14 protein-coding genes and 4 tRNA genes are annotated in these 16,016 nt (G+C 58.9%); 13 read left to right on the forward strand and 5 right to left on the reverse strand.

Annotation, left to right across the window (positions count from 1 at the left end; all coding sequences use genetic code 11):
* Positions 1–34: 34 nt before the first annotated feature.
* The 6 genes from NH395_RS08065 (at position 35) to NH395_RS08090 (ending at position 5,363) form a co-directional block, all read left to right on the forward strand.
* Entirely contained in the window at positions 35–976 is a 942-nt protein-coding gene (locus NH395_RS08065) for a ribose-phosphate pyrophosphokinase (protein WP_175474729.1), read from the forward strand.
* Between the two features lie 96 nt (positions 977–1,072).
* Positions 1,073–1,735 carry a 50S ribosomal protein L25/general stress protein Ctc gene (locus NH395_RS08070; protein ID WP_092827986.1) on the forward strand — a complete coding sequence of 221 codons (663 nt, stop codon included), beginning with the start codon at positions 1,073–1,075 and terminating at the stop codon, positions 1,733–1,735.
* A 160-nt stretch (positions 1,736–1,895) separates the two neighbouring features.
* On the forward strand, positions 1,896–2,480 hold the full coding sequence (gene pth, locus NH395_RS08075; RefSeq protein ID WP_253023861.1) for an aminoacyl-tRNA hydrolase: 585 nt from the start codon (positions 1,896–1,898) through the stop codon (positions 2,478–2,480).
* Between the two features lie 83 nt (positions 2,481–2,563).
* Positions 2,564–3,655 carry a redox-regulated ATPase YchF gene (gene ychF / locus NH395_RS08080; protein ID WP_253023863.1) on the forward strand — a complete coding sequence of 364 codons (1,092 nt, stop codon included), beginning with the start codon at positions 2,564–2,566 and terminating at the stop codon, positions 3,653–3,655.
* Positions 3,656–3,849: 194 nt separating this feature from the next.
* The gene (mltF, locus tag NH395_RS08085) at positions 3,850–5,211 is read left to right on the forward strand and encodes a membrane-bound lytic murein transglycosylase MltF (RefSeq protein ID WP_253023865.1); all 1,362 of its coding nucleotides are present in this window, start codon (positions 3,850–3,852) and stop codon (positions 5,209–5,211) included.
* Between the two features lie 75 nt (positions 5,212–5,286).
* Positions 5,287–5,363 (forward strand) — tRNA-Met (locus tag NH395_RS08090).
* A gap of 63 nt (positions 5,364–5,426) precedes the next feature.
* On the opposite strand, the gene NH395_RS08095 is transcribed toward NH395_RS08090, so the two are convergent.
* A complete protein-coding gene (locus NH395_RS08095; protein WP_253023867.1) occupies positions 5,427–6,743 on the reverse strand; it encodes a M18 family aminopeptidase in 1,317 nt (438 codons plus the stop codon).
* Positions 6,744–6,882: 139 nt separating this feature from the next.
* Here NH395_RS08095 and NH395_RS08100 point away from each other — a divergent pair, with 139 nt between their 5' ends.
* The gene (locus NH395_RS08100) at positions 6,883–8,976 is read left to right on the forward strand and encodes a carboxy terminal-processing peptidase (protein ID WP_253023868.1); all 2,094 of its coding nucleotides are present in this window, start codon (positions 6,883–6,885) and stop codon (positions 8,974–8,976) included.
* Between the two features lie 65 nt (positions 8,977–9,041).
* Here NH395_RS08100 and NH395_RS08105 read toward each other — a convergent pair whose 3' ends face one another.
* From NH395_RS08105 to NH395_RS08120, 4 genes are all read right to left on the reverse strand, one after another.
* Entirely contained in the window at positions 9,042–9,404 is a 363-nt protein-coding gene (locus tag NH395_RS08105; RefSeq protein WP_092827976.1) for a metalloregulator ArsR/SmtB family transcription factor, read from the reverse strand.
* Between the two features lie 234 nt (positions 9,405–9,638).
* Positions 9,639–9,714, reverse strand: a tRNA-Asn gene (locus NH395_RS08110).
* 47 nt (positions 9,715–9,761) lie between these two features.
* Positions 9,762–9,837: transfer RNA gene (locus tag NH395_RS08115), tRNA-Asn, on the reverse strand.
* Positions 9,838–9,872: 35 nt separating this feature from the next.
* Positions 9,873–9,948, reverse strand: a tRNA-Asn gene (locus NH395_RS08120).
* Positions 9,949–10,125: 177 nt separating this feature from the next.
* Between NH395_RS08120 and miaB the strand changes: the two genes are divergently transcribed.
* The 6 genes from miaB (at position 10,126) to NH395_RS08150 (ending at position 16,004) form a co-directional block, all read left to right on the forward strand.
* A complete protein-coding gene (miaB, locus tag NH395_RS08125; RefSeq protein ID WP_253023870.1) occupies positions 10,126–11,469 on the forward strand; it encodes a tRNA (N6-isopentenyl adenosine(37)-C2)-methylthiotransferase MiaB in 1,344 nt (447 codons plus the stop codon).
* Between the two features lie 86 nt (positions 11,470–11,555).
* Positions 11,556–12,638, forward strand: a complete 1,083-nt coding sequence (locus tag NH395_RS08130) for a PhoH family protein (protein ID WP_253023872.1) — start codon at positions 11,556–11,558, stop codon at positions 12,636–12,638.
* Positions 12,635–13,102 (forward strand): rRNA maturation RNase YbeY, encoded by a 468-nt coding sequence (ybeY, locus tag NH395_RS08135; RefSeq protein WP_253023874.1) that lies wholly within the window; start codon positions 12,635–12,637, stop codon positions 13,100–13,102. The genes NH395_RS08130 and ybeY overlap by 4 nt, the downstream gene beginning before the upstream one ends.
* 101 nt (positions 13,103–13,203) lie before the next feature.
* On the forward strand, positions 13,204–14,094 hold the full coding sequence (locus NH395_RS08140) for a transporter associated domain-containing protein (protein ID WP_253023876.1): 891 nt from the start codon (positions 13,204–13,206) through the stop codon (positions 14,092–14,094).
* Positions 14,095–14,136: 42 nt separating this feature from the next.
* The gene (gene lnt / locus NH395_RS08145; protein ID WP_253023878.1) at positions 14,137–15,603 is read left to right on the forward strand and encodes an apolipoprotein N-acyltransferase; all 1,467 of its coding nucleotides are present in this window, start codon (positions 14,137–14,139) and stop codon (positions 15,601–15,603) included.
* A 59-nt stretch (positions 15,604–15,662) separates the two neighbouring features.
* Positions 15,663–16,004 (forward strand): hypothetical protein, encoded by a 342-nt coding sequence (locus NH395_RS08150; RefSeq protein ID WP_253023880.1) that lies wholly within the window; start codon positions 15,663–15,665, stop codon positions 16,002–16,004.
* The last annotated feature ends 12 nt before the right edge of the window (positions 16,005–16,016 follow it).

Genomic DNA, 16,016 nt, shown 5'->3' on the forward strand with positions numbered 1-16,016 from the left:
TCCCTGAATCCCAACACTGCAAAGGTGGCTGCGCGTGTCAAAACTGATGGTTTTCGCCGGGAACGCCAATCCCGAACTCGCTCAAAAAATTGCCGAGAGCTTGGACAGCCGTATGGGTAACGCCACGGTGGGTCAATTCAGCGACGGTGAAATCGCGGTCGAGATCAATGAGAACGTGCGCGGTAAGGATGTCTTCATCCTGCAGTCCACCTGTGCGCCGACTAACGACAACCTGATGGAGCTGATCCTGATGGTCGACGCCCTGCGGCGCGCCTCAGCCACTCGCATCACGGCGGTGCTGCCCTACTTTGGCTATGCCCGCCAGGACCGCCGAGTGCGTTCGGCACGGGTGCCCATCTCGGCCAAAGTGGTCGCCGACATCATGGTCAAGGCCGGGGTTGACCGCGTCATGACCATGGACCTGCACGCCGACCAGATCCAGGGTTTCTTCGACGTGCCGGTGGATAACGTCTACGGGTCGCCGATCCTGCTCGACGACATCGAGCGCCAGAACTACAGCGACCTGGTAGTGGTGTCCCCCGATGTGGGCGGCGTTGTGCGCGCCCGCGCCATCGCCAAACAGCTCAATGCCGACCTGGCCATCATCGACAAGCGCCGCCCTCAGGCTAACCAAGCCCAGGTGATGCACATCATCGGTGAAATTGAAGGCCGTACCTGCGTGGTCGTCGACGACATGATCGACACCGCCGGTACGCTGTGCAAAGCCGGTGAAGCGCTGAAAGATCATGGTGCCAAGCGCGTCGTCGCCTACGCCACGCACCCGATATTATCCGGCCCTGCCGTCGACAATATCACCAACTCAGAACTTGACGAAGTCGTGGTGACCGACACCATCCCGCTTTCCGACGCAGCGCGGCGGAGCGGTAAAATTCGTCAGTTGAGCGTAGCTGGCCTGATCGCGGAAGCCATCCGCCGCGTCAGCAACGAAGAATCTGTCAGCGCGATGTTCCACTAATCGCCTGACATCACAGCCCGCTTACGGGCTCCTGGGAACGTCGTCGTCTGGTCGCGGACGGCGGCGTTTCCTTACTCAAAACCAAGAGGCAATTCCATGTCTGATTTTAGCTTGAAAGCCAGTGTTCGTAACGACCTGGGGAAAGGTGCGAGCCGCCGCCTGCGTCGTGCGAACGAACAGGTACCGGCCGTTGTTTACGGCGGTAACAAAGATGCACAGTCGATCGCCGTCGAAAAAACCGCTTTTTACAAGGCGATTGAAGACGAGTCGTTCTTCTCCTCGGTCATCACGCTCGTGATTGAAGGCAAGGAAGAACAGGTGGTGGTACGTGACCTTCAGCGTCACCCCTACAAGCCGCTGCTGACCCATGCCGACTTCCTGCGTGTTGACGCTACCCACGAAATCACCATGAACGTGCCGCTGCACGTGACTGGCGAAGAAGCGTGTGTAGGCATCAAGGACCAGGACGGCGAACTGCACGTTCTCGCCAACGAAGTGGCGATCAGCTGCTTGCCGAAAGATCTTCCTGACTACCTGGAAATTGACATCAGCAATGCAGAGGTCGGTACTACGCTGCACCTGTCAGACCTGACCCTGCCGGCGGGCGTCACTTCAGTTGACCTGTCTCACGGTGAAGATCACGACAACGCGATCCTTAGCATCACCAAGATGAAGGTTCGTGCGACTGAAGACGACGAAGATGAAGGTGGTGAAAGCGAAAGTGGCAGTGAAGGCGAAGAAGACAACAGCGCCGAGTAAGCTGTCAGCGTTGGCCGTACCTTAACGGCCTTCGTAATGTTAAAATCAAGCGCTTCGGCGCTTGATTTTTTTTGCGGCTGCCACCCGCGGCAGACGCCCTTCGGGCCGCCGCTGGCGCGGCGTCTAAAATTTCTCCCGGAAATTTTTTTGGAGGTGGAAAATGAGCCAGGTAACGGCCATCATTGGACTCGGCAACCCCGGGCCGGAGTATACGGCAACGCGCCATAACGCCGGCTTTTGGCTGGTCGATGCCATTGCCAGCAGCGTGCATGGCGAATTGCGCCCCGAAAAGAAGTTCCTGGGGCACTATGCCAAGGTACGCATCGGCGACCAGGACGTGCATCTCCTCAAGCCCGCCACCTTCATGAACCGCAGCGGCGCTGCCGTCGCGGCATTGAGCCAGTTTTTCAAGCTTGCCCCGGAAAATCTGCTGGTGGCCCACGACGAACTCGACCTGCCTGCGGGTCAGGCGCGTTATAAAACCGGTGGCGGCCACGGCGGCCATAATGGACTGCGCGATATCGCCAGCGCACTCGGCAACCAGAAGCAGTTTCACCGCGTACGGATTGGCGTCGGCCACCCGGGCGACGCACGCCAGGTGACCAACTATGTACTGGGTCGCGCAGGCAAGGATGAACAAGCGGCAATTGAACGCGCGATCGAAGAATGCCAGGCGACATTACCCATGGCACTGGCCGGTGACTGGGCCAAAGCCATGAACCAGTTGCACAGCTTCAAGCTGTAGCGCTCCCCCCGTAGCTGGCAGCGGGCTGATCTCGTAGAATGGCCTTTGATTTCTCGCCTACCATTTTATTTCAGGAACACTTTATGGGTTTTAACTGCGGCATCGTCGGCCTGCCCAACGTCGGCAAGTCAACACTCTTCAATGCGCTCACCAAATCGGGTATTGATGCAGAAAACTTCCCTTTCTGCACCATCGAGCCCAACGTCGGGATCGTCCCCATGCCCGACCCGCGCCTCAATGCGTTGGCCGAGATCGTCAAACCGCAGAAAGTGCTGCCAACCACCATGGAGTTTGTCGATATTGCCGGCCTGGTGGCAGGTGCCTCAAAAGGTGAAGGGCTAGGCAATAAGTTTCTGGCCAATATCCGCGAAACGCAGGCTATCGCCCACGTGGTGCGCTGTTTCGATAACGACAACGTGATTCATGTCTCCAATCAGGTCGACCCGCGCGCTGATATCGAAACCATCAACCTTGAACTGGCGCTTGCCGACCTGGATACCGTCGAAAAAGCCAGCCAGCGCCTGGTACGCGTTGTCAAAGGCGGCGATAAGGACGCCATTGCCACCAAGGCCTTACTGGATAAAATTCACCCGCACCTCGCCGAAGGGATGCCGCTGCGCAGCTTTGGCTTGAGCGAAGAAGAACAGCTTCAGGTGAAAAGCTTTGGCTTTTTGACGCTCAAGCCCACCATGTACATTGCCAACGTCAATGAAGACGGGTTCGACAACAACCCCTACCTCGATATCGTCAACGAAATCGCTGCGGAAGAAGGCGCTGTCGTAGTGCCGGTATGCAACCAGATCGAAGCCGAAATCGCCGAGCTGGATGACGAAGAACGCGAGATGTTCTTGAGCGAGATGGGGATGGAAGAACCCGGCCTGGACCGCGTGATTCGCGCTGGGTACGCACTGCTCGGCTTGCAGACCTACTTCACGGCAGGCGTCAAGGAGGTGCGCGCCTGGACCGTCAAACAAGGGGCCACCGCACCGGAAGCCGCTGGCGCCATCCATACCGACTTCCAGAAAGGCTTTATCCGCGCCGAAGTGATCGCCTTTGATGATTTTGTCTCACTGGGCGGCGAGCAAGGTGCCAAAGACGCGGGCAAATGGCGGCTGGAAGGCAAGGAATACATCGTCAAGGACGGCGACGTGGTGCATTTCCGTTTCAATGTCTAGCCCGCGACACAGTTACTGCTGATACAGCCACTGCTAAAGGGTTGCGGTGCCCCTCCACCACCGATAACCCAGCGTTTAAGCGCTGCCTTCCTGGCAGCGCTTAAGCCTGCTAGGGTTGAACGATGCCTTCCACCCTTTCCCCACATGACCGGCATATTGATGTTGTACCCCGGTTACGTCTGCTGAGCCTCACTTTGCTACTACCGCTAGCAATGCTTTCAGGCTGCGGCCAGAGCGAGCCGACGATCACACAGCTCGACGATCCGCCCGAGCCGGGCGGATCGATTAACGTCGTTACCCGCAACAGCGCCACGACCTATTACCTTGATCGCCATGGAAATCCCGCGGGCCCCGAGCACGACCTTGTGGAAGCGTTCGCCGACGCCAACGATTGGGAGGTTGAATGGACGCTTGCCGGGTCCACCTCAAGGGTGCTCCAGTCCTTGCAAGGCGATGACCAGCAGCTCGCCGCCGCCGGGCTGACGCACCTGCCCACCCGGGATGAACATTTCCGCCGGGGCCCCACTCACACCGATATCGTCGAGCAACTGGTCTGTCACCGGGACATGCGGCCCATGCCGCGACAGGTAGAGGAAATGGCCGGGGTCGGTATCCGTGTCACGGCAGATTCCAGCTACGCCGAAAAGCTGCAGAGCCTGGTCAACCAGCATACCGGCATCGACTTCGAGGAAGACCCGCGCACCACTGAGATATTACTGACCGACGTGGCCGAAAAGCGCATTGACTGCACCGTTGCCGACTCCAATATCGTCCAGTTGGTGCGCCGCCACTTTCCGCACCTGGAAGTGGCCATCAACCTCACCAGCGGCGACCGTCTGGGCTGGTATCTGCCTGCCGACCAGCAGGCACTGGCCGACATGGCCAACCAATGGATGGCAAGCCCCGAAGGCCAGGAAAGCATCGACGAGGTGCAGCAGCGCTACTACGCCTATATCAGCGAGTTCGACTTCGTTGACCTGCGTGCGCTCAACCGGCGTATCGACGAACGCCTGCCTGACTTCCTTGACCTTTTCCTGGAAGCCCAGGATGAGACTGGCATGCCAGCCGACCTGCTCGCCGCGCTGGCCTACCAGGAGTCGCACTGGGACCCGCAAGCGGTCTCCCCCACCGGTGTACGCGGCATCATGATGCTGACCCAGAACACGGCCCAATCCCTTGGCGTCGACAATCGCCTGAACCCGGCCGCGTCCATCAATGGTGGCGCCCGCTATCTAGCCGACCGCCATGAGCGCCTTCCCGACACCCTGCCCGAGCCGGATCGCACCTACCTGGCCCTGGCAAGCTACAACATTGGCCGCGGCCACGTCCTGGATGCGCGCGAGCTGGCCAGGGAGCTGGGCAAAGACCCTGACTCCTGGGCGGATATGAAAGAGGTTCTGCCCCTCAAGGCCGACAAGCGCTACTACCCGCAGACGCAACACGGCTACGCACGGGGCTATGAGCCGGTCCATTATGTTCAGCGTATCCGTAACTACCAGGATGTTATCCGGGCATCGGTCGATTGGTTACCCCTGACGCCCCCCGATGAAAGATAATCGCCACCCACGCGCGCTACGCAACAAAAACTTGACGGATTCGGCGGCGCTGAGTAATATTCGCCCCCGTTGAATGGCTACGTAGCTCAGCTGGTTAGAGCACATCACTCATAATGATGGGGTCCCCTGTTCAAATCAGGGCGTAGCCACCAACCACTGAATACCCAAAAGCCCGCCGATCCTGTCAGCGGGCTTTTTTGTGGGTGACAGAACGCTCAATTAAGTACCTTGCGGTTTAAAAAGCCGACCAGCGCCCGGGTAAGGTGCTCGACGTCTTGGGTACCCGCCGTTTCGCGTACCGAGTGCATTGCCCACTGGGGCAGCCCCACATCAATGGTGGGTACGCCAACTTCGGTGGCGGTGATCGGGCCGATGGTGCTGCCGCAGCCCATGTCCGAGCGGGTCACAAACGACTGGACAGGCACATCCGCCGCGCGACAAATATCCCGGAACAGCGCACCGGTCACGCTGTTGGTGGCGTAGCGCTGGCTGGCGTTGATCTTGATGACCGGTCCGCCGTTAAGTGTCGGCCCGTGCTGCTCGTCGTGTTTATCGCGAAAGTTGGGGTGCAGGCCGTGGGCGTTATCGCAGGAGATCATCAGCGATGACTGGATCAGTTGAATCAGTGATTCGTCGCTACCCTTTTCACTCCCTCTGCCCATTTGGGCATTGATACGCTTCAGCACATCGCCCAGAAACGGTCCCTGAGCGCCGCAGGCGCTGGCACTGCCAACTTCCTCGTGGTCATTGGCGACCAGCAGCGCGCCCTGCTGACCATCGCAGTCGAGCAACGCTTCCAGGCCGACAAAACACGACAGCAGGTTATCCAGCCGCGCGCTCGCGATCAGCTCCTGGTTGACGCCCACCAGCGAAGGCGGCTGAACGTCGTAAAAACCCAGTTCAAAATCCACCACGTCGACCGCCCGCAGGCCGTGCTCGGCTTCCAGCCAGCGCGCCAGCAGATCCTCGAGCCTTTCAGTATCGCTTTGCATCAATACAGGCGCCATCTGAGTCTGAGGATTGATGCTACGCCCGGCATTGACGTCCCGATCAAGGTGAATCGCAAGACTCGGAATCACCGCCACCGGCCGATCGACGTTAAGCAGCACACTTTCCAGTTGCCCATCGGCGTGGCGGATATGCACCCGCCCCGCGATTCCCAGGTCGCGGTCGAACCACGGCGCCAGCAGAGCACCGCCATAAACCTGCACCCCCAACTGAAGCCAGCCGGCGGCATGCTGGGTGGCATTGGGCTTTAAACGCAGCCCGGGGCTATCGGTGTGAGCGCCCAGCATGCGCAGGCTGTGAAGCGCCTCTTTGGGCAATTGAAAGGCGATCAATGATGAATCGTTGCGTGTCACGTAGTAGCGCTGACCGGGCGACAGCTGCCAATTGGCGGTCTCTTCCAGGCGCTCGAAACCCGCCTGCTCCAGACGCTCCGCCATGGCATGCGTGGCGTGCCATGGTGTGGGAGACCGGCGCAAGAACTCGCATAGCCGCGTGACGCGATCAACGTTGAATATTTCGGACATGGAAATCCTCATTACCGACATGTTTGAGTCTCAGCAAAGCAGGTGACCTGCTACAATGCTCCCTCGGCCTTCGCAACTCATTGGTCAGATGCGGGTCTAGGAAAGCATGAGTGTACACAAATCCGGGAGAGCTTGACTGATGAGCTTGTTTGCAACGCTTTCGCGCTCAGTCGCCCTAACCATCATGCTGGTCGTCACCAGCCCGATGGCAATAGCGCAACTGGAGCCGACCGAAGAACAGCGCCAGGCGGCGGTCGAAATTGCCGATTCGCTTCGCTATGGCCACTACGCCGATGTGAGCTTTGACGAAGCCTGGTCACAAGAAGCCTTTGGCCGCTATCTGGACATCCTGGATGGCCAACGGGCCTACCTGCTCAGCAGCGACATTGAGCCCTATCGCCACCTGGAAACCGACCTGGCCGATACGCTTTTCGACGGCGACCTGGATGAGGCGTTTGCCCTTTACAACCGCCTTAACGAGCGCCATACCGCTCGGGTTGAATGGCTGCTTGAACACCTGGATGACGACACGACGTTCAACTTCGACGGCAACGAGCGCCTCGAGCTTGACCGCGAGGACGCCGCCTGGGCCGAGAGTCAGCGCGAACTGGATGCATTGTGGCAAAAACGGCTGAAAAATGATGCCCTGACGCTTGCCCTGAGCGACCAAGACGACGAACAGATTGTCGAGAATCTCCGCCAGCGCTACGAAGGGCAGCTTTCCCGCCTGGAGCAGACCGAACCGGAAGACGTCTTTGGTTTGATCATGGCCGCGGTGACCAGCACCATTGATCCGCACACCAGCTACCTCTCACCCCGCCAGGGAGAATCGTTCGACATTCAAATGAGCCTGTCGCTTGAAGGCATCGGTGCACTGCTTCAATCCGACGGCGAATATGTCAAAGTCTCCAGCCTGGTCGCGGGCGGCCCCGCCGAGCGTGCCGGCGTACTGGAGCCCGCCGATCGGATTATTGGCGTCGGCCAGGAAGACGGCGAGATGGTCAACGTGATTGGCATGCGCCTGGACAACGTGGTCGACCTGATTCGCGGCCCGAAAGGTTCCGTGGTGAAGCTGGATGTCGTGCCCGCCCAGGCGGTCGACATGACCCGCTCACAAACCGTTGAAATCACTCGCGATACGGTTGACCTGGAAGATCAGGCCGCCCAGAGCGAAGTGATTGATGTCGAACGTGATGGCACCACTCACCGCCTCGGGGTGATCGAAATTCCCACCTTTTATGTCGACTTCGACGCCTGGCAGGCAGGTGAGGACGACTACCGCAGCACCACCCGCGACGTCGCCAAGGAAATCGAGCAGTTAAAGCGCCAGGATGTTGAAGGTATTGTGCTCGACCTGCGTAACAACGGCGGCGGCGCACTTCAGGAAGCCAACTCGCTGATCGGCCTGTTTATCGACCGCGGCCCCACCGTTCAGGTTCGCGACGCTGACGGGCGCATCAACCTCTACGGCGACAGTGAAGCAGGTACGCTTTACGACGGCCCACTGGGCGTGCTGGTAAACCGGCTGTCAGCCTCGGCGTCAGAAATTCTCGCTGGCGCCATCCAGGACTATGGCCGCGGTATCGTGATGGGTAGCCAGACCTTTGGTAAAGGCACGGTGCAGACGCTGAACGATTTGAGCCACGGCGAAATCAAGCTCACCCGTGCCAAGTTCTATCGCATTTCCGGCGAGAGCACCCAGAACCGCGGAGTCGAACCCGATATCGACTTCCCTAGCCTGATCGACCCTGAGCGCATTGGCGAAAGCAGCCTGGACCACGCCCTGGAATGGGACACGGTTCAGGACGTCCAGTACCGGCGGTACGGGGAACCGGAACGCTACCTTGATGCGCTACAGTCGGCGCACCAGAATCGCGCGGAGGACAACCCCAACTTCCGCTACATGGAGCGGCAATCCGAGTTGTCCCGGGAGCTTCGCGAGCAGAATACCAGTGTCAGTCTGAATCGTGAGCAGCGCGAGCGTGAAACCCAGGCTCAGGAAGCCGAGCAGCTGGCGCTGGAAAACCAGCGGCGTCGCGCCCTGGGGCTTGAAGAACTGGAAGAGTGGACCGATGCCCGCGACGCCACCGCGCTGAGCGATAACGACAGTGAAGACGGCAATACCGACGAGGAGGACGCCACCTCAGTAGAGCGTGCCCACGTGCTGGAAGCCGCCGAAGTTCTGCTCGATTACGCCCATCTGGAAAGCACCCAGCGGTTCGTCAATCGGTAAGCGAATAAGCGTCAAGGCTTCAAAAGCGCCAGTGCCCCAGTGGCACCGGCGCTTTTCTTAGCCGACTAGCAAAGCGCAGCTCGCCGTGTTGGCCGGTCGCCCATGGCAGCCAGGCGCTGTGTCAAACGGGCCAATTGGGCGGCACACCCCTGCTGTGCCGACTCGATAATATGCCGTGCCCATGTCGGCAGTTGCGGCGCCAGTTGGTAATACACCCACTGCCCGTCCCGCTGGTCCACCAGCAGCCCGCACTGGCGAAGCTGCGCCAGATGACGCGACACCTTGGGCTGGGACTCTTCAAGCACATAGGTCATTTCACACACGCACAGCGACTGCTCATGGGCAATCAGCAGCACCAGCATCAGACGCGTTTCATCGCTCAGGCACTTGAAGACCTGCAGTGCGTTCAACGGAGTGGATTTTCCCAAGACGATTATTCCCACCAGATCAATAATGCGGATAGTTTACGCCACCGGCGTGATTATCGGCAAAGCCGCCGACACCAAGCGTTAAGCAGCCACGCAGAAACACCCCATGCACCACAAGGCAGCAGGCGCCTAAATAGCAGCGTCAAAGAGAGCTAACGAAAGAGGAACTAACGAAAGAACAGGCGGAATCGATTAACGGCTGGCGTCATAGAAGGAGGGAAAACAGACGCTAGATGGCTCCCCGAGCAGGACTCGAACCTGCGACCCAATGATTAACAGTCATTTGCTCTACCAACTGAGCTATCGGGGAACAATAGGACTACCGTGAACGGTAGGAAAATACCTTGCGGGGCAATTTGGCTCCTCGAGCAGGACTCGAACCTGCGACCCAATGATTAACAGTCATTTGCTCTACCAACTGAGCTATCGAGGAACAATCTGTTATTGCCGTATTTGAGATCAGTTCATTGGCTCCCCGAGCAGGACTCGAACCTGCGACCCAATGATTAACAGTCATTTGCTCTACCAACTGAGCTATCGGGGAACTGCTCAAACACGGTGCGTAGTATACTGATAGAAACTTAACGGTCAAGCATCGATTCCGCGTCAACGCTAGCCGCCTGTTGGTTGTGTCCGTATAATGCACCCAATCTCGCGCCCAGGCGCAACGACACTTCATTCATCCCTCGTCCTTCCGACGACCCATAGATGACAGGTACCGATGGCGAAGAAGCTCTTCATCAAAACGCACGGCTGCCAAATGAACGAGTATGACTCCTCCCGTATGGCGGACATGCTCGGCGTTTCTCATCAGCTCGAACTGACCGATAACGAGCGCGAAGCCGATGTCATTCTTCTCAACACCTGCTCCATTCGTGAAAAAGCGCAGGAAAAGGTGTTCCATCAGCTGGGACGCTGGAAAAAACTCAAGGACGCCAATCCTGATCTGGTCATTGGCGTCGGTGGCTGCGTTGCGAGCCAGGAAGGCGAAGCATTGCGCAAGCGTGCGCCCCATGTGGACATGGTGTTTGGCCCGCAGACACTGCACCGGGTGCCATCTATGCTGGATGCACGCCGTGACAATCAAATTGCCGCGGTGGACGTGACCTTCCCGGAAATCGAGAAATTCGACCACCTGCCTAAACCGACGTCGGACGGTGCCACCGCCTTTGTATCCATCATGGAAGGCTGCTCGAAGTACTGCACCTTCTGCGTGGTGCCCTACACCCGCGGCGAAGAAGTCTCGCGACCGTTTGAAGCGGTGATGGATGAGGTCATTCACCTCGCCGACCAGGGCGTGCGCGAAGTCAACCTTCTCGGCCAGAACGTCAACGCCTACCGGGGTGAAAACCAGTTGGGCGATGAGATCGACCTTGCCGAACTGATTGCCTGTGTCGCGGCGGTCGAGGGGATCGACCGCATTCGCTTCACTACTTCCCACCCGGTTGAGTTCACTGACAGCCTGGTGGATGCCTACGCCGACATCCCCGAGCTAGTCAGCCACCTGCACCTGCCGGTGCAATCGGGCTCTGACCGCATCTTGAGTGCGATGAAGCGTGGCCACACGGCAGAAGCCTATATCGAAAAGATGGAGCGGATTCGTGCCAACCGCCCGGACATCAGCTTTTCTTCCGACTTCATTATCGGCTTCCCCGGCGAAACCGAAGAGGATTTCGAAGCAACGATGGACCTGATCCATCGCATCGGCTTCGATCACTCGTTCAGCTTTGTCTACTCGGCGCGCCCCGGCACACCTGCCGCCGCGCTTGAGGATGAAACACCGGAAAGCGTCAAGAAAGAACGTCTGGCGATCTTGCAGGCACGTATCCTCCAGCAGGCCGGGCAAATCAGCCGTCGCATGGTGGGCACCACCCAGCGCATCCTGGTCACCGGCTTTTCGCCAAAAGACCCAGGCCAGCTGTCCGGACGCACGGAAAATAACCGGGTGGTCAACTTCCGCGCCGCCAACCCCACCGAGCTGATCGGCTACTTCGTGGACGTGGAAATCACCGAGGCCCTGCCCAATTCACTGCGCGGTGAACTCGTCTCCCCCGAGCGTTATTGAACATCGCTTATCCCAGGTAATTGCCCCAACACCGCTTGGGGCAGTAAGCTGACATTGACACCCATCAACCGACAGGTTTTTCACTCTTGAGCCAGCCATCGCCTCAGGCCAATCGCATTACCACGTTAAGCCTTGAACCCAATGACCCTCAGCGCCTTGCCAGCCTGTGCGGTCAGCAGGATGAGCACCTGAAGTTGATCGAAAGCCGCCTGGACGTAACGCTGCGCAACCGAGGCAATGTGTTCCAGCTGGCCGGGCCTGCCAATCGCATCAAAGCTGCTGCCAACGTGCTGGAGCACCTCTACCGTGAAACGGCGGCGGAAGAAGTATCGGCCGACACGGTCCACCTGTTTCTTCAAGAATCCGGCCTGGAAGCGCTGGAGGAGGAAGAGGACGATACGGAAGGCGATAGCGGTGAAGTGATCATGCGTACACCACGTACCATGATCAAGCCCCGTGGCCTTAATCAGCAGCGCTATGTCACCAGCATTCGCGAGCACGACATCAACTTCGGCATTGGCCCGGCGGGTACCGGTAAAACCTACCTGGCCGTCGCCGCCGCCGTGGAAGCACTCAACCAGCAGGCAGTGCGGCGTATTTTACTGGTCCGTCCGGCGGTGGAAGCCGGTGAGAAGCTCGGCTTTCTGCCTGGCGATCTTGCCCAGAAAATCGATCCTTACCTGCGCCCGCTCTACGATGCGCTCTACGAAATGATCGGCTTCGAGCAGGTTGCCAAACTGATCGAGCGCCAGGTGATCGAAATTGCCCCGCTGGCTTACATGCGCGGCAGGACGCTCAACAATGCCTATATCATCCTGGACGAGAGCCAGAACACCACGCCCGAACAAATGAAAATGTTCCTGACGCGTATCGGCTTTGGCTCCACCGCGGTGATTACCGGTGACGTCACCCAGGTCGACCTCCCCAAGGGGCAGCGCTCGGGCCTTATCCAGGTGCTCGACGTACTGAAAGACACCGCGGGGATTGGCGTTACCCACTTTGCCGCCAAGGATGTGGTGCGCCACCCGCTGGTGCAACGCATTATTGAAGCCTACGACGCCTTCGAGTCCCAGCAGGAAGCCGAGGAGCGCGCCCGCCGGGAAGCCCGCCAGCAAGAGCGGGAAGCCCGCCTGCAGGGCCGCGAAGGCCAGGGGGGCAACTCACGATGAGTGGCATCGTGATCGACCGCCAGGCGGCCATCGACGATCAGCATCTACCGACGCAGGCACAGCTCACCCGCTGGGTGGGCGATGTGCTTGCCAGACACCCCGATGACCCACGCAAGGAACTGACCGTGCGTTTTGTCGATCCCGATGAAAGCCGGTCACTCAATCACGATTATCGGGGCAAGGACAAACCCACCAACGTGCTGTCGTTTCCGTTTGAGAACCCACCAGGCATAACGCTGCCATTACTCGGCGACCTGGTGATTTGCCATGCCGTCGTTGTCAAAGAGGCTGAAGAGCAGCGTAAAGCCCTCGAGCACCATTATGCCCATATGGTGATCCATGGCACCTTGCATTTGTTGGGCTATGATCACATTGAGGAGGAAGACGCCGAGGTGATGGAGCAATGTGAACGCGAGCTGCTTGCCGCCCTGGGCATCACCGACCCCTATATTGGCGACATATGAGACTTAAGACCCATACGTCGAACTAGCACCGCGCCCCTGGTCAGTGATAAAACGTCCTTTCGAATCACGCTACCTGAGTCCGTCAACAAGAGATTACCTGCATGAGCGAAGACCGATCGAGCAACGCCAATCAACGATCCTGGCTCGAGAAACTCTTTAGCGCCCTTTCGGGCGACAACGACGAACCCAGCTCCCGCGATGAGTTACTGGAATTTCTACGCCACGCGGCAGGGCGTTTAAAGCTTGACCAGGACGCCATCATGATCATTGAAGGCGCACTGGAAATCAGCGACCAACAGGTTCGCGAAATCCTCATCCCCCGCTCGCAGATCTCGGCGATCACCCTTGATCAGACCAGTGAAGAGTACCTGGCGCTCATCCAAGAGACCGGCCACTCGCGCTATCCAGTGATTGGCGAAAACCTTGACGATGTAAAAGGCATTTTGCTGGTCAAGGATCTGTTGCCGCTGCTTTCCCAGACCCAGGCCGAACGCGATGCGTTTCAATTGGCTGATATCGTTCGCTCGGCGATGTTCATTCCTGAATCCAAACGGCTCAACAGCCTGCTTAAAGAGTTCCGCGATACCCACAACCACATGGCGGTTGTGGTCGACGAGTACGGTGGCACGGCGGGCATTATTACCATCGAGGATATTCTTGAGCAGATTGTCGGTAATATCGAAGATGAGCATGACGCCGACGAGGAAGAGGATATTCGCGAGCTGGAAAATAAGCACTATGCCATCCGCGCGCTGACCACCATTGATGACTTTAACGAGCACTTCGATACCCAGTTCTCTGACGATGAATTCGATACCATCGGCGGGCTGGTAATGCAGCAATTTGGCCACCTGCCGCAACGCGGCGAATATACCCACCTGGGCGGCTGGCGCTTTGAGGTCCTCAACGCCGACAACCGCCGCATCCGCCTGCTTGAGGCCTACCGGGAACATCGCCCTGTCAGCAGCGACGACGAGCAGAGCGACACCTAGCTTTCACGCCTCACCCCGTCCCGGACATAAGGATATCTCGCTATGGGTAGCATCCCAGCTGTGTATCGACAGCTAATCGCCGCACTGCTGGCTGGCGGCTTCACTACGCTGACGGCGTCGCCGTTTGAGCTATGGTGGTTAGGGCCGGTGGCCGCAGGCCTGATGTACGCAGGCACGCATCAGCTCACCGCTGCCCAGGCGGCCCTCAAGGGGTGGCTCTACGGGGTGGCGCTGTTTGGCAGTGGTGCTTCCTGGGTCTACGTATCGATTCACGACTACGGCTATACCGGCGTACCGCTTGCGCTGTTTCTCACCGCCCTGTTCGTCTGCGTACTGGCGCTGTTTTTCGCCGGCACGCTGTGGCTCTACCGCCGCTTTACCGGCCCCCGGCTGGCGCTCGTGAGCTTTGCCGGTACCTGGGTGCTGGGAGAAGTCCTGCGCACCTATCTATTCACCGGGTTTCCCTGGTTATTGCTGGGGTCAGGGTATGTGGACTCGCCACTGGCTGCCTGGGCGCCCATTGGCGGTGTTTATCTGCTATCGTTGCTGGTTGCCCTCAGTGGTGCACTCGGCGCGGCGCTGCTGCTGCGCCGTCAATGGTGGACGCTCGCACCACTGGCGGCTATCTGGCTGGTACCACTGGCGTTGCCTGCGCAATGGACCACGCCCGCCGAAACACCCACGCGGGTCGCACTGCTGCAGGGCAACCTTCCCCAGCTGGAAAAATGGACCCCTGAAGGCCAGCGCAATGCCGCCAACATCTACAGCGATTTGACCCGGGACGTCGCTGATGACGTTGACCTGATTGTGTGGCCGGAAACAGCCCTGCCCATGATGGAAACCCAGGCACGCCCGGTGCTTGAGCGCGTACAAAGCAATCTGCCCACCGACACGGCGCTGATGACCGGCATCGTCCAGCGCGATACCGACGAGCGCTACTTCAACAGCGTGGTCGGTGTGGGGGATGTCGAAGGCAGCTATCAAAAAGAGCATTTGGTGCCCTTCGGCGAATATCTGCCGCTGGAAAGCCTGCTGCGCGGCGCCATCGACTTTTTCAATTTGCCCATGTCGAGCTTTACCAAAGGCGCCCCCGACCAGGCGCCAATGCAGGCCGCGGGGGTCAGCATCGGCAATGCCATCTGCTATGAAATCATTTACCCGCAGTTGGTGGCCAGCCGCGCCAGGGACAGCGATGTGTTGATGACGCTGTCCAACGACACCTGGTTTGGCGCCTCGATCGGCCCGCACCAGCACCTGCAGATGGCACGGCTCAGGGCGCTGGAAAATGGCCGCTACGTGCTACGTGCTACCAGCAACGGCATTACCGCGATCATTGATGCCCAGGGCCGCGTCGTCGAACGTGCCCCCCAGTTCGAGACCACCTCGCTCACCGGCGAGTTCTACGCCACCCAGGGGCTAACGCCGTTTACCCGCATGGGTAGCTGGCCGGTGTGGTTTATAGCCGCACTGATGGTGCTGGTGGGTGTGCCGCAAGCTCGCCGTCGGTAAAATAGACGTCCTGGCCGGTACGCGGCCGGGTGTCGACAACGCCGTTACAGGTATGGCCCATGCTTAAATCTCGCCCCTTCGTATTGCTCGTCGCGCTTCCGCTGCTCCTGGCCTTGCTACTGGGCGGTGCCATATTTGGCGGACAGGCGCTATCCGACAGCAATGTCGACGATGATATTCAGCGCGCCCTGTCGCAAACCCTCGATGCGCCCGGTGACATCGAGCTTGCCAAGCTGCAGAAAGTGCAATACGGCTACACCATTTGTGGGCTGTACCGCACGACCTCATCTGACCGTGGCTACGCGTCGTTCATGTACGATACGCAAAGCGACGAAGTGATCCTGGATATAGCGTCACAACGCTATAAGTCGCGCTGTAGTCTCTCCGTCGCCTGCCAGTAAACTAGCCTTCGG

The sequence above is a fragment of the Halomonas sp. Mc5H-6 genome (assembly GCF_024124705.1).
Classification (GTDB): domain Bacteria; phylum Pseudomonadota; class Gammaproteobacteria; order Pseudomonadales; family Halomonadaceae; genus Vreelandella; species Vreelandella subterranea.